The 25,234-nt window shown below is 72.6% G+C and carries 26 protein-coding genes; 11 read left to right on the top strand and 15 right to left on the bottom strand.

From position 1 onward, the window contains the following. The first annotated feature begins 367 nt into the window (after positions 1–367). Complete coding sequence (locus ACIBF8_RS17095) at positions 368–625, top strand: WhiB family transcriptional regulator (RefSeq protein ID WP_130404257.1); 258 nt, start codon at positions 368–370, stop codon at positions 623–625. 88 nt (positions 626–713) lie between these two features. On the opposite strand, the gene ACIBF8_RS17090 is transcribed toward ACIBF8_RS17095, so the two are convergent. From ACIBF8_RS17090 to ACIBF8_RS17075, 4 genes are read right to left on the bottom strand one after another with little or no spacing between them, the layout of a single operon-like run. After that, positions 714–1,589, bottom strand: a complete 876-nt coding sequence (locus ACIBF8_RS17090; protein ID WP_396783958.1) for a sirohydrochlorin chelatase — start codon at positions 1,587–1,589, stop codon at positions 714–716. Beyond that, positions 1,571–2,332 (bottom strand): phosphoadenylyl-sulfate reductase, encoded by a 762-nt coding sequence (locus ACIBF8_RS17085; RefSeq protein ID WP_396783957.1) that lies wholly within the window; start codon positions 2,330–2,332, stop codon positions 1,571–1,573. The genes ACIBF8_RS17090 and ACIBF8_RS17085 overlap by 19 nt, the downstream gene beginning before the upstream one ends. A gap of 53 nt (positions 2,333–2,385) precedes the next feature. Further along, positions 2,386–2,547, bottom strand: coding sequence for a hypothetical protein (locus ACIBF8_RS17080; RefSeq protein ID WP_334503463.1), 162 nt, complete (start codon positions 2,545–2,547; stop codon positions 2,386–2,388). Next, a complete protein-coding gene (locus ACIBF8_RS17075; RefSeq protein ID WP_396783955.1) occupies positions 2,544–4,256 on the bottom strand; it encodes a nitrite/sulfite reductase in 1,713 nt (570 codons plus the stop codon). The genes ACIBF8_RS17080 and ACIBF8_RS17075 overlap by 4 nt, the downstream gene beginning before the upstream one ends. Before the next feature lie 353 nt (positions 4,257–4,609). Here ACIBF8_RS17075 and ACIBF8_RS17070 point away from each other — a divergent pair, with 353 nt between their 5' ends. Then, the gene (locus ACIBF8_RS17070; protein ID WP_396783953.1) at positions 4,610–6,118 is read left to right on the top strand and encodes a glycosyltransferase family 39 protein; all 1,509 of its coding nucleotides are present in this window, start codon (positions 4,610–4,612) and stop codon (positions 6,116–6,118) included. Positions 6,119–6,139: 21 nt separating this feature from the next. On the opposite strand, the gene ACIBF8_RS17065 is transcribed toward ACIBF8_RS17070, so the two are convergent. Beyond that, positions 6,140–7,735, bottom strand: coding sequence for a histidine kinase N-terminal domain-containing protein (locus ACIBF8_RS17065; protein WP_396783952.1), 1,596 nt, complete (start codon positions 7,733–7,735; stop codon positions 6,140–6,142). 25 nt (positions 7,736–7,760) lie between these two features. Continuing rightward, the gene (locus tag ACIBF8_RS17060; RefSeq protein ID WP_396784311.1) at positions 7,761–8,792 is read right to left on the bottom strand and encodes an SIS domain-containing protein; all 1,032 of its coding nucleotides are present in this window, start codon (positions 8,790–8,792) and stop codon (positions 7,761–7,763) included. A 192-nt stretch (positions 8,793–8,984) separates the two neighbouring features. On the opposite strand from ACIBF8_RS17060, the gene ACIBF8_RS17055 reads away from it, so the two are divergent. Then, on the top strand, positions 8,985–10,811 hold the full coding sequence (locus tag ACIBF8_RS17055) for a tetratricopeptide repeat protein (protein WP_396784308.1): 1,827 nt from the start codon (positions 8,985–8,987) through the stop codon (positions 10,809–10,811). Positions 10,812–10,933: 122 nt separating this feature from the next. On the opposite strand, the gene ACIBF8_RS17050 is transcribed toward ACIBF8_RS17055, so the two are convergent. Continuing rightward, positions 10,934–12,523 (bottom strand): MDR family MFS transporter, encoded by a 1,590-nt coding sequence (locus ACIBF8_RS17050; protein ID WP_396783951.1) that lies wholly within the window; start codon positions 12,521–12,523, stop codon positions 10,934–10,936. A gap of 111 nt (positions 12,524–12,634) precedes the next feature. Between ACIBF8_RS17050 and ACIBF8_RS17045 the strand changes: the two genes are divergently transcribed. Next, positions 12,635–13,210: a TetR/AcrR family transcriptional regulator gene (locus ACIBF8_RS17045; protein WP_396783950.1), complete on the top strand. Its 576-nt coding sequence runs from the start codon at positions 12,635–12,637 to the stop codon at positions 13,208–13,210. 31 nt (positions 13,211–13,241) lie between these two features. Here the strand turns inward: ACIBF8_RS17045 and ACIBF8_RS17040 are convergent, their stop codons facing one another. Both ACIBF8_RS17040 and ACIBF8_RS17035 read right to left on the bottom strand, forming a co-directional pair. Next, positions 13,242–13,751 (bottom strand): GNAT family N-acetyltransferase, encoded by a 510-nt coding sequence (locus tag ACIBF8_RS17040; RefSeq protein WP_396783948.1) that lies wholly within the window; start codon positions 13,749–13,751, stop codon positions 13,242–13,244. Continuing rightward, a complete protein-coding gene (locus tag ACIBF8_RS17035; RefSeq protein WP_030490397.1) occupies positions 13,748–13,969 on the bottom strand; it encodes a biotin/lipoyl-binding carrier protein in 222 nt (73 codons plus the stop codon). Before ACIBF8_RS17035 ends, ACIBF8_RS17040 begins: the two co-directional genes overlap by 4 nt. Before the next feature lie 222 nt (positions 13,970–14,191). On the opposite strand from ACIBF8_RS17035, the gene ACIBF8_RS17030 reads away from it, so the two are divergent. Next, a complete protein-coding gene (locus tag ACIBF8_RS17030; RefSeq protein ID WP_369814844.1) occupies positions 14,192–14,266 on the top strand; it encodes a 50S ribosomal protein bL37 in 75 nt (24 codons plus the stop codon). Between the two features lie 115 nt (positions 14,267–14,381). Here ACIBF8_RS17030 and rsrA read toward each other — a convergent pair whose 3' ends face one another. The 5 genes from rsrA to ACIBF8_RS17005 all read right to left on the bottom strand — a co-directional run bounded on the left by rsrA (position 14,382) and on the right by ACIBF8_RS17005 (position 17,701). After that, positions 14,382–14,669, bottom strand: a complete 288-nt coding sequence (gene rsrA, locus ACIBF8_RS17025; RefSeq protein ID WP_030336658.1) for a mycothiol system anti-sigma-R factor — start codon at positions 14,667–14,669, stop codon at positions 14,382–14,384. Position 14,670: 1 nt separating this feature from the next. Then, positions 14,671–15,498 (bottom strand): sigma-70 family RNA polymerase sigma factor, encoded by an 828-nt coding sequence (locus ACIBF8_RS17020; RefSeq protein ID WP_396783946.1) that lies wholly within the window; start codon positions 15,496–15,498, stop codon positions 14,671–14,673. Between the two features lie 236 nt (positions 15,499–15,734). Continuing rightward, positions 15,735–16,352 (bottom strand): alpha/beta family hydrolase, encoded by a 618-nt coding sequence (locus ACIBF8_RS17015; RefSeq protein WP_396783943.1) that lies wholly within the window; start codon positions 16,350–16,352, stop codon positions 15,735–15,737. Positions 16,353–16,403: 51 nt separating this feature from the next. After that, positions 16,404–16,796 (bottom strand): WhiB family transcriptional regulator, encoded by a 393-nt coding sequence (locus ACIBF8_RS17010; RefSeq protein WP_396783942.1) that lies wholly within the window; start codon positions 16,794–16,796, stop codon positions 16,404–16,406. Between the two features lie 194 nt (positions 16,797–16,990). Further along, positions 16,991–17,701, bottom strand: a complete 711-nt coding sequence (locus tag ACIBF8_RS17005) for an SOS response-associated peptidase (RefSeq protein ID WP_396783941.1) — start codon at positions 17,699–17,701, stop codon at positions 16,991–16,993. A 103-nt stretch (positions 17,702–17,804) separates the two neighbouring features. Here ACIBF8_RS17005 and aroA point away from each other — a divergent pair, with 103 nt between their 5' ends. From aroA to ACIBF8_RS16985, 4 genes are all read left to right on the top strand, one after another. Further along, positions 17,805–19,106 (top strand): 3-phosphoshikimate 1-carboxyvinyltransferase, encoded by a 1,302-nt coding sequence (gene aroA, locus ACIBF8_RS17000; protein ID WP_396783940.1) that lies wholly within the window; start codon positions 17,805–17,807, stop codon positions 19,104–19,106. Between the two features lie 223 nt (positions 19,107–19,329). Further along, a complete protein-coding gene (gene rsgA, locus ACIBF8_RS16995; protein WP_396784306.1) occupies positions 19,330–20,238 on the top strand; it encodes a ribosome small subunit-dependent GTPase A in 909 nt (302 codons plus the stop codon). Positions 20,239–20,266: 28 nt separating this feature from the next. Next, positions 20,267–21,085: a histidinol-phosphatase gene (gene hisN / locus ACIBF8_RS16990; protein WP_396783938.1), complete on the top strand. Its 819-nt coding sequence runs from the start codon at positions 20,267–20,269 to the stop codon at positions 21,083–21,085. 59 nt (positions 21,086–21,144) lie between these two features. Further along, positions 21,145–21,999 carry a hypothetical protein gene (locus tag ACIBF8_RS16985; protein WP_396784305.1) on the top strand — a complete coding sequence of 285 codons (855 nt, stop codon included), beginning with the start codon at positions 21,145–21,147 and terminating at the stop codon, positions 21,997–21,999. Between the two features lie 16 nt (positions 22,000–22,015). On the opposite strand, the gene ACIBF8_RS16980 is transcribed toward ACIBF8_RS16985, so the two are convergent. Continuing rightward, complete coding sequence (locus ACIBF8_RS16980; protein ID WP_396783936.1) at positions 22,016–23,215, bottom strand: glycosyltransferase; 1,200 nt, start codon at positions 23,213–23,215, stop codon at positions 22,016–22,018. A gap of 224 nt (positions 23,216–23,439) precedes the next feature. Here ACIBF8_RS16980 and ACIBF8_RS16975 point away from each other — a divergent pair, with 224 nt between their 5' ends. Both ACIBF8_RS16975 and ACIBF8_RS16970 read left to right on the top strand, forming a co-directional pair. Then, positions 23,440–24,438 (top strand): SDR family oxidoreductase, encoded by a 999-nt coding sequence (locus tag ACIBF8_RS16975; protein ID WP_396783934.1) that lies wholly within the window; start codon positions 23,440–23,442, stop codon positions 24,436–24,438. Next, positions 24,438–25,229, top strand: coding sequence for an ATP-binding protein (locus tag ACIBF8_RS16970; RefSeq protein ID WP_396783933.1), 792 nt, complete (start codon positions 24,438–24,440; stop codon positions 25,227–25,229). The genes ACIBF8_RS16975 and ACIBF8_RS16970 overlap by 1 nt, the downstream gene beginning before the upstream one ends. Positions 25,230–25,234 lie beyond the last annotated feature (5 nt).

The raw sequence follows: 25,234 nt of genomic DNA, 5'->3' as shown, positions 1-25,234 counted from the left end.
AAATGTCAGCAATGTCACGCGGACTGTACTATATTGATCCTCGACTGTGGCACGGCGGGTAACCAGGAAAGCACTGGAACCCGGACAAATGGGTTGTGGGCTTGCTCACCGCCCGGAGTTTTTCCGAGCGTCACCCTTGACATCACGACTGTTCGTGAAAGTATTCACAAGCGAACTTGAGTTACCGAGACATCGCCTGGATATGCTCGTCAGGTTGAGCTGTTCCAGCAGGTCCCCGGTGCTAACAGCCTGCTCACGCACTGCCGAATGGACGAACGCTAACTGTTACATCGGCACTGCGGATGCATATAGGAAAAGCACGACAAGCAATATTTGCCACCCATCCAGAATGAGGAGTGTTGCCGCCATGGACTGGCGTCACCATGCTGTCTGCCGCGACGAGGACCCGGAGCTGTTCTTCCCGATTGGGACGTCCGGACCGGCTCTCCTGCAGGTCGAGCAGGCCAAGGCCGTCTGCCGGCGCTGCTCCGTGACCGACCAGTGCCTGCAGTGGGCACTCGAGTCTGGTCAGGACGCCGGCGTCTGGGGCGGAATGAGCGAGGAGGAGCGGCGCGCTGTCAAGCGGCGCGGCGGTCTCCGGGTGCTGCGCGCTCACACCGCCTGATCCCCAACGACACAGCTGTACGCCCCGGTGGGTCCGCCCGCCGGGGCGTTCCGCTGTCCCGGCACCCGATGACCCGCGCCGGCACCGGTCACCCCGTCGACGCCGGCACGGGCCGGTCGTCGACCCGACGCAGCACCAACTCGACCAACTCCGGCGCGTCGGTCAACGGCGCGGCCACCGCGACCGCGCCCGCCGCCCGAGCCGCCTCGGCCACCGCGTCGTGAAACAGCCCCGGTGCCAGGAAGTACGCGGCCACCGCGACCCGACGCGCGCCGGACGCCCGCAGCCGGGACACCGCCACGCCGGCCGCCGGTGGAGCCGCCGAGGCGTACGCCACCCGGCAGGGCACCCCGAACTCCACGCCGAGCGCATCGGCGACCCGACCCACCGAACGACGCGCCCGCGCGTCCCGGGTGCCCGCGGCGGCCAGCACCAACGCGTCCCAGCCACCCCGACGCAACGCGTCCCAGCCACCCCGACGCAACGCGTCCCAGCCACCCCGACGCAACACGTCCCAGCCACCCGGTTGCGTCTCAGCCAGCCGACGACGCAGCCCGGCCAGCAACCCGGGATCGGGCGTTCCGTCCGTCGGGCCGAGCACGTCGGTCACCCGTACCGCCAGCGGTGGGCCGGCCTGTGCCGCTGCGGCGACCGCCGCCGGAATGTCCACCCGATGGTGGTACGCGGCGGTCAGCAGCAGCGGCACCAGCACCGTCCGACGATGACCGGCCATGGCCAGCTCGCGCAGCACCTCGGTCGGGCCCGGCTCGGTGTGGTCCAGCCAGCTCGCCCACACCGGCGTGCCCGGCCGAGCCGCCGACACGGCCCGAGCCAGTGCCCGGGTGGCATCGGCCGCTCGAGGATCACGGCTGCCGTGCGCGACCAGCACCACCGGATCCGCCCCGCCGGCCGCGTCGGGGCCGGTCAGGGTCGTCGCCGGGGAGGTCAGACGTGCAGCCCGCACTCGGTCTTCTCGAACATGGCCCACCGGCCGGCCCGCGCGTCCTCGCCGGCCTTCGTGCGGCGGGTGCACGGCCAGCAGCCGATCGACCTGTAACCCTGCTTGAACAGCTCGTTGACCGGCACGTTGAAGCGGGCGATGTAGGCGTCCACATCTGCCTGCGACCACGCCGCGATCGGGTTGACCTTGACCTTGCCGCGCCGCGCGTCGAAGGTCACCACCGGCGTGTTGGCCCGGGTCGGCGACTCGTCCCGACGCAGCCCGGCGGCCCAGGCGTCGTACCCGGTCAGCGCCCGCTCCAGCGGCTCCACCTTGCGCAGCTGGCAGCAGTCGTCCGGCGACTTGTTGAACAGCCGGGGGCCGTACTGACCGTCCTGCTGACCGACGGTGAGTCGGGGCCGGATCGACCGGACGTTCACCGGCAGCGTCCGGGCGACCTCGTCGCGAACCCGCAGCGTCTCGGGGAAGTGCAGGCCGGTGTCGAGGAAGACCACGTCCACCCCCGGGGCCACCCGGGACACCAGGTGTGCCAGCACGGCGTCGGCCATCGAGCTGGTCACGCAGAACCGCTCACCGAAGGTCTGCGCCGCCCAGCGGGCGATCTCCAGTGCCGGGGCGCCCTCCAGGTCCCGAGCGGCCTGCTCGGCCAGCGCCCGCAGCTCGTCCGGGCTGCGCCGGGCCGGGTCGGCCGGCGTCGCGCCGCCCGGGCCCACCAGGCGAAGGCTCGCGGCCGAGACGAGGCTCAACCGAGCTGGCTTTTCGCTCGCGGCTGCGGGGCTCGCAAGCTCACTCCTCGCGCTCACCGGGTCACCGTCCGGCTGAGCAGCCCGGTGAACTTCACCGAGAAGACCCGGGTGCAGGCGTGGCACTCCCAGGCGCCGTGCCCCGCCTCGTGCGGCCGCAGGTCTTCCTCGCCGCAGTACGGGCAGTACAGAGGTGCCGCTCGGTTCTCGCTGCTCACCGCAGTTCCTCCTCGTCGACTCTGATCACCCAGTTGGCGAACGTCTCGCCCTCGCTGCGGCCGGCCAGGTAGCGAAGGGCCAGCCGTTCGACGTACTCCGGAAGCTCCTCGGCGGTGGTCTTCAGGCCGCGCAGCTTGCGGCCGAAACCGGCGGTCTGCCCCTGGGCCATGCCCAGCCCGCCGCCCAGGTGCACCTGGAAGCCCTCGACCTGCCGGCCGTCCGGGCCGACCACCAGTTGACCCTTGAGCCCGATGTCGGCCACCTGGGTCCGCGCGCAGGCGTTCGGGCAGCCGTTGATGTGGATGGAGATGTCCGCGTCGAAGTCGCGTAGCCGCTGCTCCAGCCGGGCCACCAACTCCTCGCCACGGGCCTTCGTCTCGACGATGGCGAGCTTGCAGTACTCGATGCCGGTGCACGCCATGGTGCCGCGCCGCCAGGCCGACGGCCGGGCCTCCAGACCGATCCCGCGCAGCGCGTCGACCAGCGACTCCGTCCGCTCCGACGGCACGTCGAGCACCAGCAGCTTCTGGTACGGGGTGAGTCGCACCCGGTCGCTGCCGTGCGCCTCGACCACGTCGGCCAGCTGGCTGAGCTGCGCGCCGGAGACCCGCCCGACGACCGGGGCGGCGCCCACGTAGTGCCGCCCGTCGGCCTGCTCGTGCACGCCCACGTGGTCGACCGGCTTGGACGGCAGGACGGGTGCCGGACCGTCGAGCAGCGTACGGCCGAGGTAGTCCTTCTCCAGGACCTCGCGGAAGCGCTCCACGCCCCAGTCGGCAACCAGGAACTTCAGCCGGGCCCGGTTGCGCAGTCGGCGGTAGCCGTAGTCGCGGAAGATCCCGACCACACCGGCCCACACGTCGGGCACCTCGGCCAGCGGCACCCAGACGCCGAGCCGCTTGGCGAGCATCGGGTTGGTGGAGAGGCCGCCGCCGACCCAGACGTCGAAGCCGGGCCCGTGCTCGGGGTGGTCGACACCGAGGAAGGCGATGTCGTTCGACTCGTACGGGGTGTCGACCAGCCAGGAGATCGAGGTCTTGAACTTGCGGGGCAGGTTGGAGAACTGCTTGTCCCCGACGTAGCGGGAGACGATCTCGTCGATTGCCGGGGTCGGGTCGAGCAGCTCGTCGCGGGCCACCCCGGCGACCGGGCTGCCCAGCACGATGCGCGGGCAGTCGCCGCACGCCTCGGTGGTCTGCAGGCCGACCGACTCCAGCCGACGCCAGATCTCCGGCATGTCCTCGACCCGGATCCAGTGGTACTGGATGTTCTGCCGGTCGGTGATGTCGGCGGTGTCCCGCGCGAACTCCCGGGAGATGTCCGCGATCACCCGGAGTTGGGCCAGGCTGAGCTGGCCGCCGTCGATGCGGACCCGGAGCATGAAGAACTCGTCCTCCAGCTCGTGCGGCTCCAGCACGGCGGTGCGTCCGCCGTCGATGCCCGCCTTGCGCTGGGTGTAGAGGCCCCACCAGCGGAATCGGCCGCGCAGGTCCTGCGGGTCGATCGAGGCGAAGCCGCGGTGCGCGTAGATGGTTTCGATGCGGGCCCGCACGTTGAGCGGGTCGTCGTCCTTCTTGATCCGCTCGTTGGGGTTGAGCGGCTCGCGGTGGCCGAGCGCCCACTGACCCTCACCCCGCGGCCGGCGCGGCGCTCGGGCCGGGCGAGCCGTCGGGTCCTCGGAACGGGCCGGGGTGCTGCTGACCGCCATCGCGGCGTCCTCCGTTGTCTGCGGTGCCTCGGGGTACGCGGGGCGCGGCGGCCGGCCCGGCGAAGCGGGCGGGACAACGGTGTCTTCAGACAGCCGGCGCGGAGCGCGCCCGAGACAGATTGGTCGGGCGTCGTCAGTAGGCCGGACAGATCGCGCTGCGCACGCGGCCGTAATCAACGTGGCGACGTGCCACGAAGCGGCGGACGACTGCGGCGGTCATGGAGCCCATGCTGCCACACCCCATGGGGGCCGGCCAATGTCCGCGTGCTGGATCCCACATCACGGGCCGGAGGTCGGCCGACCCTGCCGCCGGGTGACGCCCACGGAGGGGGTGGCCGTGGCAGGCTCGGACCGTGGGGCAATTGTCCGAGAGGTCGGTCGGGGCGACGTGGGAGCAGCTGCGCCGCCTGCCGGTCTGGTTCCCCCCGGCGCTGGTGACCCTGGCGATCACCCTGACCGGGTTGGGCTCCGCCCAGCTCTGGCGCGACGAGCTGGCGACGTGGAGCGCGGCGACGCGCTCGCCCGCCGATCTGGCCCGGCTGGCCGGCACCATCGACGCCGCCACCGGGCCGTATTACCTGCTGATGCACGGCTGGACCAGGGTCGTCGGCGACTCCACGATCGCCCTGCGGCTACCGGCGGTGCTGGCGATGACCGTGGCGGCCGGGCTGCTCGCCGTGCTCGGCGCGCGGCTCGCCGACCGGCGCGGTGGCCTGCTCGCCGGGCTGCTGTTCGCGGTGCTCCCCGGCACCTCCCGCTACGGGCAGGAGGCCCGCCCGTACGCGCTGGCCACCATGCTCGCCGTGCTGGCCACCCTGCTGCTGGTGACCGCGCTGCGTCGACCGGGCTGGGCCCGGTGGGCCGGTTACGCCGTCGTCGCCGCCGCTCTCGGGCTCATCCATCTGATCGCGCTCACCCTCCTCGCCGCGCACGCGCTGGTCGTCCTCGTCGCCTGGTGGCGTGGCCCGGGCGCGGCCGGCGTGGCTGCGCCGGGCCACCGTGACGCCGAGCGGGATCGGCGGGTGTGGCGATGGCTGGTGGCCGTGCTGCCGGCCGTGCTGTTGGCCGCCCCGCTGCTGGTCAAGGCCCGGACCCAGCAGTCCCGGCAGTTGAACTGGGTCCACCTGGCTCGGTTGGACGACCTGAGCGCGCTGCCCGGCGGCGTGGCCCAGAGCAGTGTGGTGGGTGGCCTGCTGGTCGGGGTCGCCGCGCTGGGTGCGGCCCGACTCGGGCGGCGCGCCCTGCTGCCGGTCAGCGCGGTGCTGCTGCCCGTACTGCTGCTCTTCGCCGCTGGCACGGTCGTACCGCTGTGGGTGCCCCGGTACCTGGTCTTCGTGGTGCCCTTCGCGTGCCTGCTGGCGGGCGCGGCGCTGGCCGCCGGGGCCGTGCCGGCCGCGCTCGTCGTGGTGGTCCTGGCCGGGCTGCTCGGCCTACCCGACCAGGCCGCGCTGCGACGGACCCACGAATGGCCGCGCAGCGCGCCGGTGGACTACGCGGGGGCGGCACGGGTGATCGCCGACGGCCAGCGGCCGGGAGACGCGGTGGTCTACTCGCCCCGGCACAGCTGGCTCTTCCTCGACCTGGGCATCGAGTACCACCTCGGCGACCCGCCACGGGACGTGCTGGTCACCGAGGACGAGGTGCGTCGCGGCGACCTGTGGGCCGCCGAGTGTCCCCAACCGGCACCGTGCCTGGCCGGCACGACACGGGTGTGGCTCGTCGTCGCCGGCCGGCACCCCGAACCGCTGGCCGCCGTGCCCGACGCGAAGGGTGCCGCGCTGCGCGCGGACTTCACGGTCGCCCAGGTCTGGCAGCGCCCCGGCCTGACCGTTGCCCTGCTGACCCACCGCCCCGATCGCTGATCCGGCCTGGCGGGAGGCGGCTCAGGCCTGCGAGCGGCCGTCCTGGGCGTTGCGCGCCAGCGGGACGACCAGCATCGCCTCGGTGCCGCCGTTGGCGCCGGCACGCAGCTCGATGGTGCCCCGCAGCTCACCGGTGACCAGGGCCCGGACGATCTGGAGGCCGAGCCGGCTGCCGCGTTCGGCGTCGAACTCCGGTGGTAGGCCGCGCCCGTTGTCGGTCACCGAGACGTGCAACATCTTGCGGAACCGGTGCGCCGAGACCACCACCTCGGGCCGCTGCGACGGATCGACCTCGGCGGCGCCGACCGGCACCATGCCCGACGCGGCGGGTGCCGGGGCCTCCTCCTCCGCCTCGTCGGCCGACGGGAAGCCGTGCTCGACGGCGTTGAGCAGCAACTCGTTGAGGACCATCACCAGCGAGGTGGCGATCTCCGCCGGCAACACCCCGAAGCTGCCTCGCCGCCGCATGCCGACGCTCACCTCGGTCGCCGCGACCTCGGTCGCCGCGCTGGCCACCCGGTCCACGATGCCGTCGAACTCGACCGCCTCGTCGCTGGACATGGAGAGCGTCTCGTGCACCAGGGCGATCGAGGCGACCCGACGGACCGATTCCTCCAGCGCGACCCGGGCCTCCGGCATGGCCACCCGGCGGGCCTGCAGCCGCAGCAGCGCGGCCACCGTCTGGAGGTTGTTCTTCACCCGGTGGTGGATCTCCCGGATGGTGGCGTCCTTGGTGATCAGCGCCCGGTCCCGACGCCGGACCTCGGTGATGTCCCGGACCAGCACCAGCGCGCCGATCGGCACCCCGGCCGGCATCAGCGGCAGCGCCCGGGTGAGCATCGTGGCGCCTCGGGCGTCGATCTCCCGGCGGGGCGGCGCCTCGCCGCGCAGCGCGGCCAGGATGCCGTTCGCCGCCTCGGTGCCGTCCAGCGGGTCACCGGCCAACCGGCGGTGCAGCGCGGCCAGGTCCTCACCCACCAGGTGCGAGGCGTAACCCAGGCGGCGGTACGCGGACTGCGCGTTCGGGCTGGCGTAGGTGACCTTGCCGCCGGCGTCGAGCCGGACCAGGCCGTCGCCGACCCGGGGCGCCGAGGTGGTCTCGCCCGGATGCCTCGGCGGCGGAAACGTGCCGTCCGCGATCATCTGCGCCAGGTCGTCGGCCGTGGTCAGGTAGTTGAGTTCCAGCTGGCTGGGCGTACGTGCGGTGGAGAGGTTGGTGTCCCGCCCGACCACGGCGATCACCTCGCCGGCCTCCCCCTCGGCGGTACGCAGCCGGACCGGGATCGCCTCGTGCCGGGCCGGCACGTCGCCGTACCAGACCGGGTCGCCCTCGCGCCAGATCCGGCCCTGGGAGTACGCCACCCCCAGGTGGGCCACCTCCGACCCGCCGACGATCCGACCCACCTGGTCGTCCTGATAGGCGGTGGGTGCGGTGGTCGGACGGACCTGGGCGACACAGAGGAACGTGCCCTCGGCGTCGACCGGCACCCAGAGCAGCAGGTCAGCGAAGGACAGATCGGAGAGCAGCTGCCAGTCGCCGGCGATCCGGTGCAGGTGGTCGATGTCGGCCGGACGGAGATGGGTGTGCTCCTCGGCGAGGTCGCGCAGCGTGGACACGGTGACCAGGGTGCCACGCCGCGCCTCACATCGTCGCGGTGACCTTCTTCAAGCCGCGCGGCGCGTCCGGGTCCTCGCCCCGGGTGAGCGCCAGGGCCAGCGCCAACCGCTGCATCGGCAGGATGTCCAGCAGCGGGGCGTACCGCTCGTCGACCTCGGGGACGGCCAGTCGGGTGGCACCCGGCACGTCGGCGGAGCCGACCACCACGACGTCGGCACGGCGTTCGCCGAGGCGGGGCAGCACCTCGCCCATCGACCTGCCGCCGGGGCCGGAGCCGACCACGGCGAGCACCGGGACCTCCGGGTCGGTCATCGCGAGCGGGCCGTGCAGCAGGTCGGCGCCGGAGAAGGCGAGCGCGGGCAGGTACGAGGTCTCCATCAGCTTCAGCGCGGCCTCCCGGGCGGTCGGGTAGGCGTACCCCCGGCCGGTGGTGACCAGCTGGCGGGCGAACCGGTAGCGCGGGGCGAGCCGAGCCGGGGTGTCGTCGGCCAGGGTGCGCTCGGCCAGCTCGGGCAGCGCGGCGAGCGCCTCCCGTTCGACTGCCGGGAGCACGCCGTCGCCGCCCCGGATCCCCTCCACCAGCATCAGCAGGGCAAGCAACTCGGCGGTGTACGTCTTGGTGGCGGCCACCGCCCGCTCGTGCCCGGCCGCGATGTCGACGCTCAGCTCGGCCACGTCGACCAGCGGCGAGTCGGGGGCGTTGGTCACCGCGAGGGTCAGCGCCCCGGAGGCTCGGGCGGCGCGCAGCACCTCGGCCAGGTCGGGCGAGCCGCCGCTCTGGCTGACCCCGACGACCAGCGCGTCGGACAGGTCGGGGCGGGCCCCGAACAGGGTGACGACGCTGGGTGAGGCGAGCCCGGCGGGCAGGCCGAGCCGGATCTCGGTCAGGTAGGCCCCGTAGAGCGCGGCGTGGTCGGAGGTGCCCCGTGCGGTGAAGACCACGTGCCGCGGTCGACGTTCGGCGATGACCGCCGCCACCCGGGCGATCTCCGCGGCGTTGGCAGCGGAGAGCAGGCGCGCGTAGCCAGCCGGCTGCTCGTCGATGTCGGCGGCCATTCCAGCCCCTGCACGTGTCACGGAAGCCCCTCCCCCTGCGCGGTAGCCGCGCGATTCTTGCTCAGTCTTGCACTTTTCATCGTATCTCAGCAATCGAACGAGCAGGACTGCGCAGATGATCACCGAATAATCTCAATATCAACTAGGCTTGTCCCGAGGTACCCGGTCTAGCCCGTGCGACGAGAGGACGACGTGCCCGAGGGAACGGACGACCCCGCGCTCTCCGCGACGGAGGAGCTGGCGCTGGCCCGGCTGGCACTCGACGAGGGCGACCTGCACCACGCCGCCGGCCACCTGGCCGGCGCGTTGGCTCGTGCCCCCACCCTCCCGGAGGTGCACGAGACGCTGGCCCGGCTCGCCGCGACCAGCGGCGGCGGGCTCGACCTCTTTCCGATCAACCACCACACCTTCGTCGGCGCGGTCGTCGCCCGCGCCCACCTCCTCGCCGCCGCCGGCCGCCCCGCCGAAGGGCTGGAGCTGCTGGCCGCGGCGACCACCTACGCGCCCGGCACCGAGTGGGCCGCGGTGCCCTGGGTCACCGCGCCCGAGCTGGCCGAACGGCTGGACCCGGAGCACGTCGCCCGTGTCCTCATGCAGGTCTGCGCCGCGCTGCCCGACCCGGTGCCGCGGGTCGGCCGGGCCCCTCTCACGCCGTACCTCACACTCGCCCGCAACGCGGCCACCGTGCACGCCGAGCACGGCCTGCTGTTGGGCGCGGGGTCCGCACTGGCCCGGCGTCTCGGCGAGGTCGAGCTGGCGGTCCGCTGGGCCACCCGAGGGGTACGCGTGCAGCCCTCGAAGATGGGCGAGGTGTGGCTCGGGTACGCGTACCGCAGCTCGGGCCGGACCCGCGACGGCCTCGCGGCCCTCGGTCGGGCCGTCGAGCTGGACCCCGACGACCTGGCGATCTACGCGGACATCGCCGGAACCCTGGCGGAGATCGGCCGGCTGGACGAGGCGCTGGAGTGGACCGAGCGGGCGCTGGCGCGCGATCCGTCGTTCGACTGTGCGGTGCACACCGCCCACCGCCTGCGGCACCTGCGCGATGGCGACCTGGCCCACCTGGTCGCGCTCGCCGACTTCGTGCGCGACCACCCGGACGACACCCACGAGCACGGCGACCTGGCCCAGTGTTGCCGAGGTCGACCCTGGCTCGGTCAGCTCACCCCGGCCGGCGGTCCACTGGTCGACGCGCTGCGCCAGGCGGTGGCCGACGACGACAACGGTCTCGGCGGCGCCGTACGCCTACCCGCAGCCGCCCCACCGAGCGCGGTCGGGACGGCGATCGCCACCGCCCCCGGGCTGCGGATCGAGGTCGTCGGCACACCGGAGCCGGACCCGCGCGAGCCCCGACGGGCGTCCGCTCAGCGGTTGTGGCACTACACGGACGCGGTCCCGACGCCCGCGCTGCCGGCGCCCTCGGCGACGGCGGTCGAACGGATCGGGCAGATCGCCCACCCAGCCTGGCCGCACCCACCGGCGGCGTACGACGCGGCCGTGGGCCTGGCCGGCCTCGACCTGGCCGACCTGCTCGGGCTGTTGGTGCATCCGCCGGCCGCGCCGGCGAACGCGGTGGGTCGGCTGCTGGCCGCCCATGACCCGTCGGTCTGGGTCCGTGGGGTGCAGGTGTGGGCCTGCCTGGGGCTGCTGCATCACCGCACCGACGAGCCGTGGGAGGGCTCGACCCGGCGTCGGGTGCTGCTTGACCTGATCTGGGGTGTCGAGGACTGGGTCACCGAGGCGGCGCTGTTCGCCCTGGTCACCGCCGCATGGGTGGACCCCTCGGTACGGCCCGACGTGGCGCGGGTGGTGGCGGAGCGACTGGCCGACGCGGCTGCCGTGGCCCGCACCCGACCCGTCCCGATCGCCGCCTCGTTGGCTCACCTGGCCCTCGCCGCCCCGCAGCTCGACCCGGCGACCACGGCCCTGGCCACCAGGCTGATCGGCACCCACTCCCCCCGACTCCCCCGCCCCCGCAACCCGCTGCGCCGCCTCTGGCAACGCCTGCTCCGCCGCTAACCTCCCGCCCCCGCGCACCCCGCCAACCCCCGCGATCTTGCACTTACTGTCGCCGTTTTGTCGGAAACAGTGCTTATGCACGCGCACAAAGTGCAAGATCGCGGGGGTTCTGGGGGGTTGGATCAGGCGACCGGGGCGGCCTTGCCGAGGGCGACCTCGGCCTCCTCCTCCGGAGTGGCCTGCGGAGGTGCCTCGTTCGCGGTGCGCAGCGGGATCTCCTTGATGAACCAGGCGAGCACCGGGATCACGATGGAGAACAGCACCGCCCAGAGGAAGACGTGCGAGATGGCGTCGGAGAGACCGCCGAGCACCGCCTCGCGCGCCTGGGCGGGCAGCTCCTTGAGCTTCGCCAGGTCCATCCCGGCGCCGGCCTCACCGCCACCGAAGGCCCGGCCGCCCTCGGAGTTGGCCAGCCGGTTGGCGAAGATCGCGCCGAACAGCGAGATGCCGAACGAGCCGCCGATCGACCGGAAGAAGGTCGCCGCGCCGCTGGCCGCGCCGAGGTCCTTCTGCTCCACGCTGTTCTGCGCGATCAGCATCGACGTCTGCATGAGGAAGCCCATGCCGACGCCGAGCACGACCATGTACAGCGAGGACATCAGCTTGCTGGTGTCGGTGTCGAGCATGGACAGCAACGCCATGCCGCCCGTCATCACCACGCCACCGATGATCGGGTACGCGCGGTACCTGCCGTTCTTGGTGATCGCCCGACCGATGACCAGCGACACGACCAGCATGCCGAACATCAGGGGCAGCAGCAGCAGACCGCTGTTGGTCGCCGACGCCCCCTGCACGGTCTGCTGGTAGAGCGGCAGGAAGTTCATCGCGCCGAACATCGCGAAGCCGAGCAGGAAGCCGATCACCGAGATCAACGCGAAGTTGCGGTTGGCGAAGAGCGCCAACGGCAGGATCGGCTCCTGGACCCGGCGCTCCACCAGGCCGAACGCCACCAACGCGAGCACGGCCAGCACGGCCAGGCCGAGGATCTGCGGCGACGTCCAGTCGTACTCGTTGCCGCCCCAGGTGGTGATGAGCACGATCGCGGTGATGCCGACCGAGAGCAACCCGGCGCCGAGCCAGTCGATCCGGTGCTCGGTGCGGTACTTCGGCAGGTGCATGGTGGTGATCAGCACGAGCAACGCGACGCCGCCCAGCGGCAGGTTCACGTAGAACGCCCAGCGCCAGGAGAGGTGATCGGTGATGAAGCCACCGACCAGCGGACCGGCGACCATGGCGATGGCCATGATGCCGGCGATCATGCCCTGGTAGCGCCCACGCTCGCGGGGCGGGACCAGGTCACCGATGATCGCCATCACACCGACCATGAGGCCGCCGGCGCCGAGGCCCTGCACGGCACGGAAGGCGATGAGCTGGACCATGCCGTCCTCCGGGCCACCGAACATCCCGGAGCCGGCCATGCCGCAGAGGGCGGACCCGACGAGGAAGGTGATGACCGAGGTCAGGAAGACGGACTTGCGGCCGTAGAGGTCACCGAGCTTGCCCCAGATCGGGGTGGAGACGGTGGTGCCCAGAACGTACGCGGTGACCACCCAGGTGAAGTGGTTGAGGCCACCGAACTCGCCGACGATCCGCGGTAGCGCGGTGCTGACGATCATGTTGTCGAGCATCGCGAGCATCATCGCGATCATCAGCCCGAACAGCACGACCCGAATGTTGTTGGGTCGCGTGCCGGCCTGGGTTGCCTGAGTCATGGGTAAGCTCCCCCCGAGGATTGCCGTACTTACTTGCCGCCCGGCTAGTCACCTTACTAGCCGCACGGTAAGTTGGGTACGAACAACGGTCAAGCCATTTGGAGGGCGTGGGTGAGCGAGAGCACAGGCGGGACGCGGGAACGGATCAAGTCCGTCGCGCTCGAGCTCTTCACCGAGCAGGGGTACGAGAAGACCTCGCTGCGCGAGATCGCCGAGCGCCTCAACGTCACCAAGGCCGCGCTCTATTACCACTTCAAGAGCAAGGACGACATCGTCGCCAGCTTCGTCGAGGACCGGCTGGAGGGGATGGACGCGCTGATCGCCTGGGCCGAGACGCAGCCCGCCACGCTGGCCACCCGGCGCGAGCTGATCTCCCGGTACGCCGACACGATGTTCGACGGCACCCAGCCGTCGGTGATGCGCTTCTTCGAGCAGAACCAGACCGCGCTCAAGAGCCTCTCCGCCGGCCAGAAGATGCGCGGTCGGATGTTGGAGCTGGCCGACGCGCTCTGCCGGGGCGACGACTCCCCCGCCGCCCAACTGCGCGCCGCGCTGTCAATCTTCGCGGTGCACACCAGCTGGTTCGCGGTCCGCGCACCGCACATCAGCGACGACGAACGCCGCAAGCTCGCGCTGGAGGTCGCCGACGAGTTGCTGGCCGCCATCGGCACCCAGCCCGACGCCTGACCTGGCCGACGTCAGCTCACCGGTCGACGACTCAGCCGCGCGTCAGGTCAAGGCGCAGGCCGAGCAGATCCACGCCCGGCAGCGGCGTCCAGTCCTTCTCCGGCCAGCGGACGAACCCGCGCCGCGCGTAGAGCCGGTGCGCCGGATCGGCCATCCCGGCCCGAACGCAGATCACCACCGCCGTGCAGCCCAGCTCGGTCGCCCGGTCGACACACGCCTCGACCAGCGCCGCACCGACACCGCGGCCCTGGGCACCCGGGTCGACCGCGAGCATCCGGAACTCCGCCTCGCCCGGCCCGGACAGCTCCGCGAACGGAGTGCCCGGCAGCACGAACGTGACCGAGCCGAGCACCGCGTCGGTCACCTCGTCGACCGCCACCAGCACCTCGCCGCTGGCCGCCCGGGTCGACACGTCGGCCAGCACCTCGCCGTACCCGTGTTCGCCCTTGAGCTGGCCGTCCGCCTCGTACGCGGCCACGGTCAGTCGGGCCACCGCCGGAAAGTCGGCCGGTTCGGCGCCACGGACCCGCAGCCTGGTCAAGCGATCACCGCGATCAGGTCACCGTCCTGCACCACGTCGCCCTCGTGCACGGCGAGCTGCTGGAGCACACCATCGGACTCGGCGATGACCGGGATCTCCATCTTCATCGACTCGAGGATCACCAGGGTGTCGCCCTCGGCCACGGTGTCACCCGCGGTGGCGACGACCTTCCAGACGTTGGCCACCATCTCAGCGCGGATCTCCTCGGCCATGTCCAGACCCTCCCTCTTCGCGATGTGCCTGCCGACGTATCCAATCATGCGTCGATCGGCGGTGGGCGCGCAGCGGCTCGGCCGGGATGGCAGGCCCGCCCTGGGGAAGGCGGCAGGTGCCGACCGCACTACCATCAGCGGGTCGGACCCGCCGCCGGACCGCCGGTGGGTGCATCGGCGCCGAGGTCGTGCGCAGGACGGATCCGATCCACCACGAGGAGGTCAGCTATGGCGAAGAAGTCCCGGAAGAAGAAGGCTCGTAAGAAGAGCGCCGCGAACCACGGCAAGCGTCCCAACTCCTGAACGGGTCGACGGGCCGGCTGCCCGTCGCCGATCAGCCCGACCCGGCCGAAGCCGGGTACACCGGTGGCCCGGGTCGACATCGACCCGGGCCACCGGTCTTGCCAGGTGCCGACGCTCAGTCGGCCAGCTCACGGGAGTCGCTGGTCTCGAAGACCACCAGCTCGGTGAGCTTGACGCGCAGCCGCTCGCGCAGCTCGTCCGGCGCGGTCTCGTTGCCACAGCAGCGCGCCACTAGCGCCCGCACCTCCTGCTCCAGCCCGTACTCGCGCAGGCAGGGCCCGCACTCGTCCAGGTGGTGCCGGATCAGCGAGCGCCGCTCGTCGGCGCACTCCAGATCAAGGTAGAGATACACCTCCGCGAGCACTTCGCGGCAGTCCGTCTCGTGCGGCTCCCCACAGCTCACGTCACACCTCCCGGCCGGCAGCGGCGGCGGTCGAGCCCTTCGACGAGCGGGCCGCACTGAAGCCCCGCTCCCCGGCGTAGCGCTCGAGCAGCTTGCGCAGATTACGACGGCCCCGGTGCAGACGCGACATCACGGTGCCGATCGGCGTGCCCATGATGTCCGCGACCTCCTTGTAGGAGAAGCCCTCGACATCGGTGAGGTAGACAGCCAGCCGGAACTCCTCCGGCAACTGCTGGAGGGCCTCCTTGACGTCGCTGTCCGGCAGCCGGTCCAGTGCCTCCGTCTCGGCGGAGCGCAACCCGCTGGAGGTGTGCGACTCGGCCTCGGCGAGCTGCCAGTCGGTGATCTCCTCGGTGGGCGCCTGGATCGGCTGACGCTGCCGCTTACGGTAGGAGTTGATGTAGGTGTTGGTCAGGATCCGGTAGAGCCAGGCCTTCAGGTTCGTGCCCTGCTCAAACTGGTGGAAGGCCGCGTACGCCTTCAGGTAGGTCTCCTGGACCAGGTCCTCGGCATCCGCCGGGTTGCGCGTCATCCGCAGCCCAGCAGCGTAGAGCTGATCGACGAATGGCATCGCGTCCCGCTCGAATCGGGCCCTGCGCTCGTCCGTCTTCTCGGTGGTCAACCGCACATCCCCTCGCGTCGGATGCTTTCCCGCCGAGGATACGCGCACGGACCTACCCGCAGATTCACTTCCGGCTGGTGTGCCCGTGCTCACCGCACCCACCCCGCCCGGTCCCGCCGTCGCGGGCCACTCCGGGCCATCCAGCAGCCGCTTCAGCTGCCGGGCGTCCCGTTCGTCCCGTTCCAGGCTTCGTGTCTCGGTTGGCACCGGTCACCCCCCTCGCAGAAAACTCGTCCGGGGGTTGTAACGCGAGATGACCACTGGGGCATTCCGGCCGGCCCTCCCCGTTCCTGGTCCCGGCCCCGACGGCGGCCGGCGCTGGGACCAGGAAGGGCCTGGGAGGACTGATGCCGCCTGTCCGGATCGGGCCGGCGGCACCATCGGATGCAACGACCCGTGCCCGGCACCGGAAACGGTCGCGCGGGCGCGCCGGCGCCGACGGGTCAGTCGGTCGCCCAGCCCTGGGCGTACAGCCAGTCCCGCACCGCGGACGCGGTGCCGACCGGATCCCGGCGCAGGTCGTGCGTCTCGCCCGGACGGCTCACCACCTGCACGGTGGGCCCCGGCTCGGGCGTCCCGAACGGGTCCCGGTCGCCGTTGACGACAAGCGTCGGCAGGCCGGTGCCCAGTTCGGCGGCCCGCGAGCGTTCCGGCCGGCCGGGCGGGTGCAGCGGGAAGGCCAACGCGACCACGCCGGCCGCGCCCACCGCACGGGCCGTGCGGCAGGCCACCCGTGCGCCGCTGGACCGACCGCCGACCACCACCGCCGGCACGTCGGCGTGCCGGTCACGCAGCACGGCGAGCACCGCCGACCAGGCCTCGTCGAGGTGGCCTGCCGGCGCCGGCGCACGTCGACCGGCGACCCGGTAGGGCTGGGTCACCCGGACCACCGCCAGGCCGGCCGCGATCGACGCGTCCCGGACCGCGAGCAGGTCGGGCGCGTCCACGCTGCCGCCCGCACCGTGCCCGAGAACGAGCAGGGCGCTGGCCGGGCGGACCGGCAGGTCGGTGTCGATCCGCGCTGGACCGCGCGGGGTGTCGATCTCGTCGCTGGCTGGCACCGACCCATTCTGCGCCGCCGGATGGGCGACGGGTGCGAACCGGGCCGCCGATCAGCTCAGCGGGACCAGGGCGAGCAGCCGATCCCGCACCGGCGGACCGGCGTCGTCGATGGCGTCCGGGTCGGGGTCGACCTCGCCACGCCAGGCGACCAGCATCGCCCGTCGTTCACGCGGCGTGGTGGCCCCCCACACACCATGGCAGTCACCGACGTCGAGGGCCCAGGCCAGGCAGGACCCCTGCACGTCACAGGTGCGGCACAGCGCTACGGCGGCGTCCGCCGGCTCGTTCGGTGCCGGAAAGAATGTCTCCGGATCGACGCTCTGACAGGTGCCTCTGGTGCGCCACGCGTCGTCCTGTCGCCGTTCCCGCACGGCCCGCAGCAGTCGCGGGTCCCGCCGCGCCGCAGCCACCTCGTGCGGGCGCGGCATACGTGCCCGTGTCATCCACCCACCTCCCCCGTGGGACCGGCAAGATCGGTGGACGTCGTCCGCCCCGTGCGAATCGACGGCCACTACCGGCGCTGTGTTCTATCGCACTTCGCGACACCGGGACAAGGGTCTGCCGGGAACATGACTGAATAACCAGGCGACGAATCACGCGGAACCCTGGCAAATCGGCGGTCGACGATGCGCCCACGTCAGAACAGGGTCAACTCCTGGGGTGCCACCGTCGGCGCCACCGCCACCCGGGCGGTCAGGTGCGGCCCGTCGTTGCGAACGTCGCCCACCGCGGCGCCCACCGGGCGGATCTCCAGCCCCGCCAACTGCTCCGCCGAGGCCGGAGCGAGCAGTCGTTCCGGTTCGTCGGTCGGTGCCAGCCACGACGACCACCGCTGCGGCGGCAGCAGCACCGGCATCCGGTCGTGCACCTCGGCCAGGTCGCCGAGCGCCGCGGTGGTCAGCACGCTGAAGGTGAGCCGGGCGTCGGAACCGGACCCCCAGACCGACCAGATGCCGGCCAGCGCGAGCACCGAACCGTCCCGGGGAGTCATGAAATACGCCTGTCGTCCGCCGTCGGGCAGACGGACCCACTCGTACCAGCCGTCGGCCGGGACCAGGCAGCGCCGACGGGAGAAGGACCCGGCGTACGCCCGGCTGGTGGCCACCGTCTCGGCCCGCGCGTTGATCATGCGGGCGGCTGCCGAGGCGGAACGGGACCAGTGCGGCAGCAGACCCCAGCGGCCGACACAGAGGCTGCGGTGCCCCTCCGGGCTGACCCGGACCAGCGGCACCGGATCGGTCGGCGCGACGTTGTGATCCGCCCGGACCAGGCCGTCGGTCTCGTCGGACGACTCGAACAGCGCGCTCAGCTCACCGGAGCTCCGGGTCGTCGCGTACCTGCCGCACATGGGGCACACGCTAACGCGTCGGAGGCCCGGTCGGCTGTCCCGCCAACCGGGAGTACGAACGCCGGGCACCGCCGCACACCGGCCGACACGGCAGAATGTAACCGTGGGGAACCTGACCGCGACCCGGCCGCCGCAGCCGTGGACCGCACCGACCGCATCCGACCCGGTGGCGGCGACGCTGCGCCTACCCGGTTCCAAATCGATGACCGCGCGCGCCCTGGTGCTCAGCGCGCTGGCCGCCGGCCCGTCGACACTGGCCGGGCCGCTGCGCGCCCGCGACACCGAGTTGATGGCCGCCGGCCTGCGGGGGATGGGCGCGCACGTCTCGATCAGCGACGACGAGCGCTGGCTGGTCCGACCGCACCCGCTGGTCGGTCCCGCCCACGTCGACGTGGGGCTGGCCGGCACCGTGATGCGGTTCCTGCCACCGGTGGCGGGGCTGGCCGACGGGCAGATCACCTTCGACGGCGACCCGCAGGCCCGCACTCGCCCACTCGGGCCGCTGATCGGCGCGCTGCGCTCGCTCGGCGTCCGGATCGACGTCAGCGGCACGGGCAGCCTGCCGCTGACCGTGCTCGGCACCGGCCGGGTCACCGGAGGCGAGGTGGTGATCGACGCGTCCGCCTCCAGCCAGCTCGTCTCCGGGCTGCTGCTGGCCGCTGCACGCTTCGACCGGGGTGTCGTGGTGCGCCACGTCGGCCCACCGGTGCCCTCCGCGCCGCACCTCCGGATGACGGTGCAGATGCTGCGCGCCGCCGGCGCGGCCGTCGACGACACCACCCCCGACGTGTGGACCGTCGAGCCGGGCCCGCTCACCGGGCGCGGCTGGGCGATCGAGCCGGACCTCTCCGGCGCGGTGCCGTTCTTCGCCGCCGCCCTGGTAACCGGCGGCGAGGTGACCCTGCAGGGCTGGCCGCACAGCAGCGCGCAGCCGGTCGAGCAACTCCGCTCACTGCTGCACCGGATGGGCGGCGAGGTCACCCTCTCCACCAACGGGCTCACCGTCCGGGGCACCGGCGTGGTGCACGGCCTGACCGCCGACCTCTCCGACGTCAGCGAGCTGACCCCGGCGCTGACTGCACTGGCCATGTTGGCCGACTCGCCGTCGGTCTTCACCGGCATCGGGCACATCCGTGGCCACGAGACCGACCGGCTGAGCGCGCTCGCGCACGAGTTCACCGCGCTCGGGGCGGACGTCACCGAAGCACCGGACGGGCTCGAGATCCGGCCCCGGCCACTGCGCGGCGGGGTCTTCCGCACCTACCACGACCACCGGATGGCGCACGCCGCGGCGGTGGCCGGGCTGGCCGTTCCCGGCATCGAGGTGGACGACGTGGGGTGTACCTCCAAGACCATGCCCGAGTTCCCGGCACTATGGTCAGCGATGGTGACCGGCAAGAGCTGACGCGAGAAGAGGACAGGTCCTGGCGACCAAACGGCGGGAGTACGACGAGGACGACGTACGGGTCCGGCCCGGAAAGTCGTCGCGCCCGCGTACGCGCACCCGCCCGCAGCACGCCGACGCGGTCGACGGGTTCGTCATCGCGGTCGACCGGGGGCGCTACCAGTGCGTGCTGTCCGGAGCCGAGCGCGGCGTGGTTGGTGCCGAGTTGCCCACGGTCACCGCGATGCGCGCCCGCGAGCTGGGCCGCAAGTCGGTGGTGGTCGGTGACCGGGTCAGCCTGGTCGGTGACACGTCCGGCGCGGAGGGTGCCCTCGCCCGCATCGTCCGGATCGCCGAGCGCCGCTCGGTACTGCGCCGCACCGCCGACGACGACGAGACCACCGCCGAGGGTCGGCTGGAACGCGTGGTGGTGGCGAACGCCGACCAGCTGGTGATCGTCAGCGCGTTGGCCGACCCGCCGCCGCGCACGGGGTTCATCGACCGTTGCCTGGTGGCCGCGTACGACGCGGACGTCGAGCCGCTGCTCTGCCTCACCAAGGCCGACCTGGCCGGGCCGGAGGAGGTGCTGGGCTACTACACCGAACTGGAGCTGCCGTACGTGCTCAACCGCCCCGACTCCGACCTGGGCGCGCTGCGCGCGCTGCTCAGTGGCCGGGTCTCGGTGCTCGTCGGGCATTCCGGCGTGGGCAAGTCGACGCTGGTCAACCGCCTCGTCCCGGACGCCGCCCGCGCGGTTGGCGTGGTCAGCGCGATCGGCCGGGGCCGGCACACCTCCACCAGCGCGGTGGCGCTGCGGCTGCCACCGGTGCCCGGCGTCGACACCGACCCGGGTTGGATCATCGACACTCCCGGGATCCGTAGTTTCGGGTTGGCGCACGTCTCGGCCGACAGCCTGCTGCACGGCTTTCCGGACCTGGTCGAAGGCACCGTCGACTGCCCGCCGAACTGCCAGCACACGGCCGACGAGGCCGACTGCGGGCTGGACGCCTGGGTGGCGGCCGGTAAGGCCGACCCGCGCCGGCTGGCCTCGTACCGTCGGTTGCTCGCCTCCCGGGCCGGCGAGGGTGACTCGCGCGGTGACAGCGACCAGCGTGGGCCCGGCGAGGGCGACCGACGCGGGCCTGACGAGTGACCCGACGGGCGTCGGCTAGGTTGCCCGCATGACCGGGTACGCCGACGATCTCGCCCTCGCCCACCTGCTCGCCGACCGGGCCGACGCCATCGCCACGGCCCGGTTCCGCGCGCTCGACCTGCGCGTCGAGGCGAAGCCCGACCTGACGCCGGTCTCCGACGCCGACACCGCCGTGGAGCGGGAGATCCGTGCCCTGCTGGCCGCACACCGGCCGGCCGACGGGCTGCTCGGTGAGGAGTACGGCGCAGGTCCGTCCACCGAGCCGGACGGCCGCCGGTGGATCATCGACCCGATCGACGGCACCAAGAACTTCGTCCGTGGCGTGCCGATCTGGGCCACCCTGATCGCGCTCTACGACGGCGACCGGCCGGCGGTCGGCGTGGTGTCCGCACCGGCGCTCGGACGGCGCTGGTGGGCCAGTGCGGGCGCGGGCGCGTACGCCGGGCCGGGCCCCACGGCCGGCGAGCGGATCGGCGTGTCGGCGGTACGCGAGATCGCGGATGCCAGCTTCTGCTACTCGTCGTTGACCGGCTGGGAGAGCGCCGGACGGCTCGACGCGGTGCTGGACGTGATGCGGGCCAGCTGGCGCACCCGGGCGTACGGCGACTTCTACGGCTACATGCTGTTGGCCGAGGGAGCACTCGACGTGATGGCCGAGCCGGAGTTGTCGCTGTGGGACGTGGCGGCATTGGTCCCGATCGTCACCGAGGCGGGCGGCACCGTCACGGATCTGGCCGGTCGACCGGCGCCCACCGACGCTCCGGGCACCGACAGCAGCGTGGTGGCCACCAACGGTGTGCTGCACGCCGACATCCTCGCCCGCCTCGATCGACCAGCCGAGCGCTGACCCCCGGCAACCTCTATCCTCGCCAGGTGGTCTCCTCCGGCTGGTGCTTCCTCGCGGCGATGATCGTCGCGTACGGCTTCGCCAACCTGCTCCAGTCGGTCGCGGCGGCCCGCACCACCGTCCACCACACCTTCGATCCGGGCCTGCTGCTGCGCCTCGCCGGGCACCGGACGTACCTGGTCGGGCTCGGCTGCCAGATCGGCGGCTTCGTGCTCGCGTTCCTGGCCCGCCGGGATCTGCCGCTGTTCCTCGTGCAGGCCAGCGTGGCCGCCGGGCTCGGGGTGACCGCCATCCTCGGCGTGCTGGTGTTGAAGTGGCGGCTACCGGCGGCGGAGGTGGTGCTGCTGGCGCTGCTCTTCGCGGGCATCACCGCGCTGGTGCTGTCCGCCCGGCCGGCGCCGTCGAAGCAGCTCGGCACCGCCGGCTCGATCGCCCTGCTGGTGGCGCTCGGCGTGATCGCGGTGCTCGGCGTCTTCGCCGTCCGGCTGCACGGGGCACCTGGTTCGGTGGCCCTCGGCTCACTGGCCGGGCTGGCGTTCAGCTCGGCGGCGGTCGCCGCCCGGCCACTGGCGTCCGCGCCCTCCGCCGAGGCGTTCCTCGCCGACCCGCTGTTCTACCTGCTGATCGCCCACTCGATCGTCGGTCAGCTGCTGCTCGGTCTGGCCATGCAGCGCGGCTCGACGACCGCAGCGGTCGCCGCGATGGACGCCGCCGGAGCGGTGCCCGCCGCGGTCGTCGGCCTGCTGCTGCTCAACGACAAGATCTGGCCGGGGCGGGAGTGGCTGGCCGCGGTCGGCTTCCTGGTCACCCTGGCCGCGGTGATCGGCCTGACCCGGTACGCCGAACCGCAGCAGCAGCGCTCGGTGCCCCGCCCTCGGGACCCCGCGATGGTCGGTGCCGGGCGGCCAGGCTGACCGTCCGGCACCACCCTCAGGCCTCGACCGGCTTGCGGCGGCTCACCACCCGCTCGTAGAGGCGCTCCAACGCACCGGCGGTGCGCTCCCACGTGTAGCTGCTGCGCACCCGGTCCACCGCGGCGTGCCCGTACGCGAACCGGCCGGCGTTGTCGGCGAGCAGCCGGCGCAGCGACACTCCGAGGGCCCGCACGTCGCCGGGGGGTACCAGGCGGCCGGTGACCTCGTCGACGACGGCGTCCGCCAGCCCGCCCATCGCGTAGCCGATCACCGGGACACCGCAGGCCATCGCCTCCAGTGAGACCCGCCCGGCCGAGGAGTAGTGCGGGGTGCAGGCGACCACGTCCGCCGACCGGTACCAGGTGGCCATCTGGTCGTGCGGCACCGCCCCGACGAGCCGCACCTGGTCGAGGACGCCGATCTGCTCGGCAAGCTCACGCAGCCGTCGCGCCTCGGCGTGGTTGGCCAACTGGTCGACCGGCGGCCCACCGGCGATCACCAGCTCGGCGTCACCGACCAGCCGCATGGCCCGGATCAGGTCCTCCTGGCCGTGCCCCGGGGCGAGCGAGCCCACCGAGAGGATGCGGGGCCGCTGTTCACGCGGCGCCGCCTCACCGTCGGGATGGAACTGCTCGATGTCGACCCCGGCCGGCACCAACGCGACCGAGCTGCGTTGCAGACCCATCCGGGTCAGCTCGTCGACCTCGTCGTTCGACTGGGCCACGGCGATGTCCACCGCCCGGGTCAGCGCACGCTCCAGCGTGATCCGCTCCCCCGGCCCGTCGTAGTGACCGCCCAGATGACGCAGCTGCTCGACCCCGAGTGAGTGGAACGTCTGCACCACCGGGATGTCGGTTTCCCGAACCGCGTGCGCGGCGGCCAGGCCGCCCACCCAGTAGTGCCCGTGCACCACCTCGGGCCGCCAGGCACCGGACCACTCGTCCGCCAACCAGCGGCCGACCTCCGTCACGTACGGAATCAGCTCGGCGGTGGGTAGTGGGGTGGGCGGACCTGCGGGCACCTGATGCACCTGGTAGCCGTCGATCTCCGTCATCACCGGCAGCCCTGGGTCGTCCCGACGCTCGTAGAGCCGGACGTCGTGGCCTCGATCGGCCAGCTCGGCGGCGACCCGCGCGATGTGCTGTCGGGTGCCGACCGGTGGACCGTCGGCATGGCGGTAAGAACTGGCGTGCGCGCAGACGAGGCCGACGCGCATGGGTCACCTCCCTGCGATCTTTCCTCGGCAGTGGTCCTCCCGGTCAGAGCGTCCCATTAACCCCGTGAGCCGGAGCCGAAACCTGGCAGATCAGGAAGAGTCCCCGCGAGTGCCACCGACACTTGCGCAACAGCAAGCACAGAAGGCACAGCGCTCCGCGGTTCGACGATGATCGACAACCCGTCATTGGTATGACCAGGCCCGGGTGGGGGTACCGCTGAAGAATGCCGCTGACCCGCAGCCTCGACGATTCGACCGTGGTGATCACCGGCGCGTCCAGCGGGATCGGCACGGCGACCGCGTACGCGTTGGCCCGCCGGGGTGCCGCCGTCGTGCTGGCCGCCCGCAGTGAGCCGGCCCTGCGACAGGTCGCCCAGCGTTGCTGGGAGTTGGGCGGTCGGGCGCTGGCCGTGCCGACCGATGTGACCGATCTGGAGTCGGTTCGCCGGCTGGCCGACCAGGCGGCGGCCGAGTTCGGCCGGATCGACGCCTGGGTGAACAACGCCGCGGTGAGCGCGGTGGGTCTGTTCGACGAGATCCCGGTCGCCGAATTCCGGCGGGTGCTGGAGGTCAACCTGCTCGGGGCGGTGCACGGCATCAAGGCGGCCCTGCCCTACCTGGGCGCGGCCGGCGGCGGCGTGCTGATCAACAACGCCTCGGTGCTGGCCGAAGTGGCCATGCCGTACCAGTCGGCGTACAACGCCACCAAGCACGGCATCCGGGGCCTGGCCGACACGGTCCGGCAGGAGCTGCGGGTCACCGGCCGCGGCCAGATCTCCGTCTGCACCGTTCTGCCGGCCACCATCGACACCCCGTTCTTCCGGCACGCGGCCAACCACAGCGGCCGGGAACTGGTGCCGCCGCCTCCGATCTACCCACCCGAGGTGGTCGCCGAGACCATCGTCCGGCTGCTGCGCCGACCCCGCCGGGAGGCGTACGCCGGTGGCGCGGCCCGACTGGTGGGCCTGCAGTGGCGGCTGGCACCGGCGCTGGTGGAACGCACCCTCGGCTGGTACGTCCATCGCACCCAGTTCGGCCCGGGCGCCCGGGTGGACAGCAGCGGCAACGTGTTCCACGCCGAGGGACACGCCCGCCGGGACGGGGGCTGGCACGGTCGGCGGCGACAGGTGGTGCGGATGACCGCCGCCTTCGGTCTCGCCGCCGCCGGCACCGCCGTCGGCACCATGGCCGCCATCAACCGCCGCGCCCGGTCGGACCGCTGATGGCCGATGTCGAACGCCCGAATGCGCTGACCGTCACCGGCGCGCACAATGGGGCGATCATGTCGAGCTGCCTGGTGGAAGTCGACGAGTCGTCGGCGGTGGTCCGGCTGACCGGTGTGCTCGACGCGGCCGGAGCCGAGGCGGTACGCGGCGCGCTGCTCGCCCGCCTCTCCGACCGGCCCGGTCCGGTGGTGGCCGACGTGACCGGTCTGCGGGTCGCCGACCCAGCCGGGCGGGGCGTCTTCGCCGAGGTTCGCCGGGAGGTCACCGACTGGCCCGCCGCGGACCTGCTGCTGTGTGACCCGACGGTCGACCGGCCCGCTCAACCGGACGCCGCGTTCGCGGACGTGCCGGCTTGGCCGACGCTGGACGGCGCGTTGGCCGCTGTCGCGGCGACGTCACTGGCGGCGGTGCTCACCGCCGAACTGGAACCGGCGGTGGGAGCCGCCCGTCAGGCGCGCGAGCTGGTCAGCACCGGTTGCGAGCGCTGGGGCATGGCGGTGCTCACCGACCCGGCGTGCATCGCGGTCACCGAGATGGTCAACAACGTGGTGGCGCACGCCCGGACCCCGATGACGGTGCGGCTGGCACCCCAGGGGAACACCCTGCACCTGGCGGTGCGGGACCACTCCCCGCGTCGGCCGACGTTCGCCGGAATATCCCCACCGAACCGGGCCGGCGGCCGAGGGCTGCTGCTGATCGACACGGTGACCCGCCGCTGGGGCAGCAGCGCCGTACCGGACGGCAAGGTCGTCTGGTGCGTGCTGCATCCGGAGGACGAGGCCGTCTGACGGGG

Source organism: Micromonospora sp. NPDC050276 (assembly GCF_044459545.1).
GTDB lineage: Bacteria > Actinomycetota > Actinomycetes > Mycobacteriales > Micromonosporaceae > Micromonospora.
This window is presented reverse-complemented; position numbering and strand designations above follow the sequence as displayed.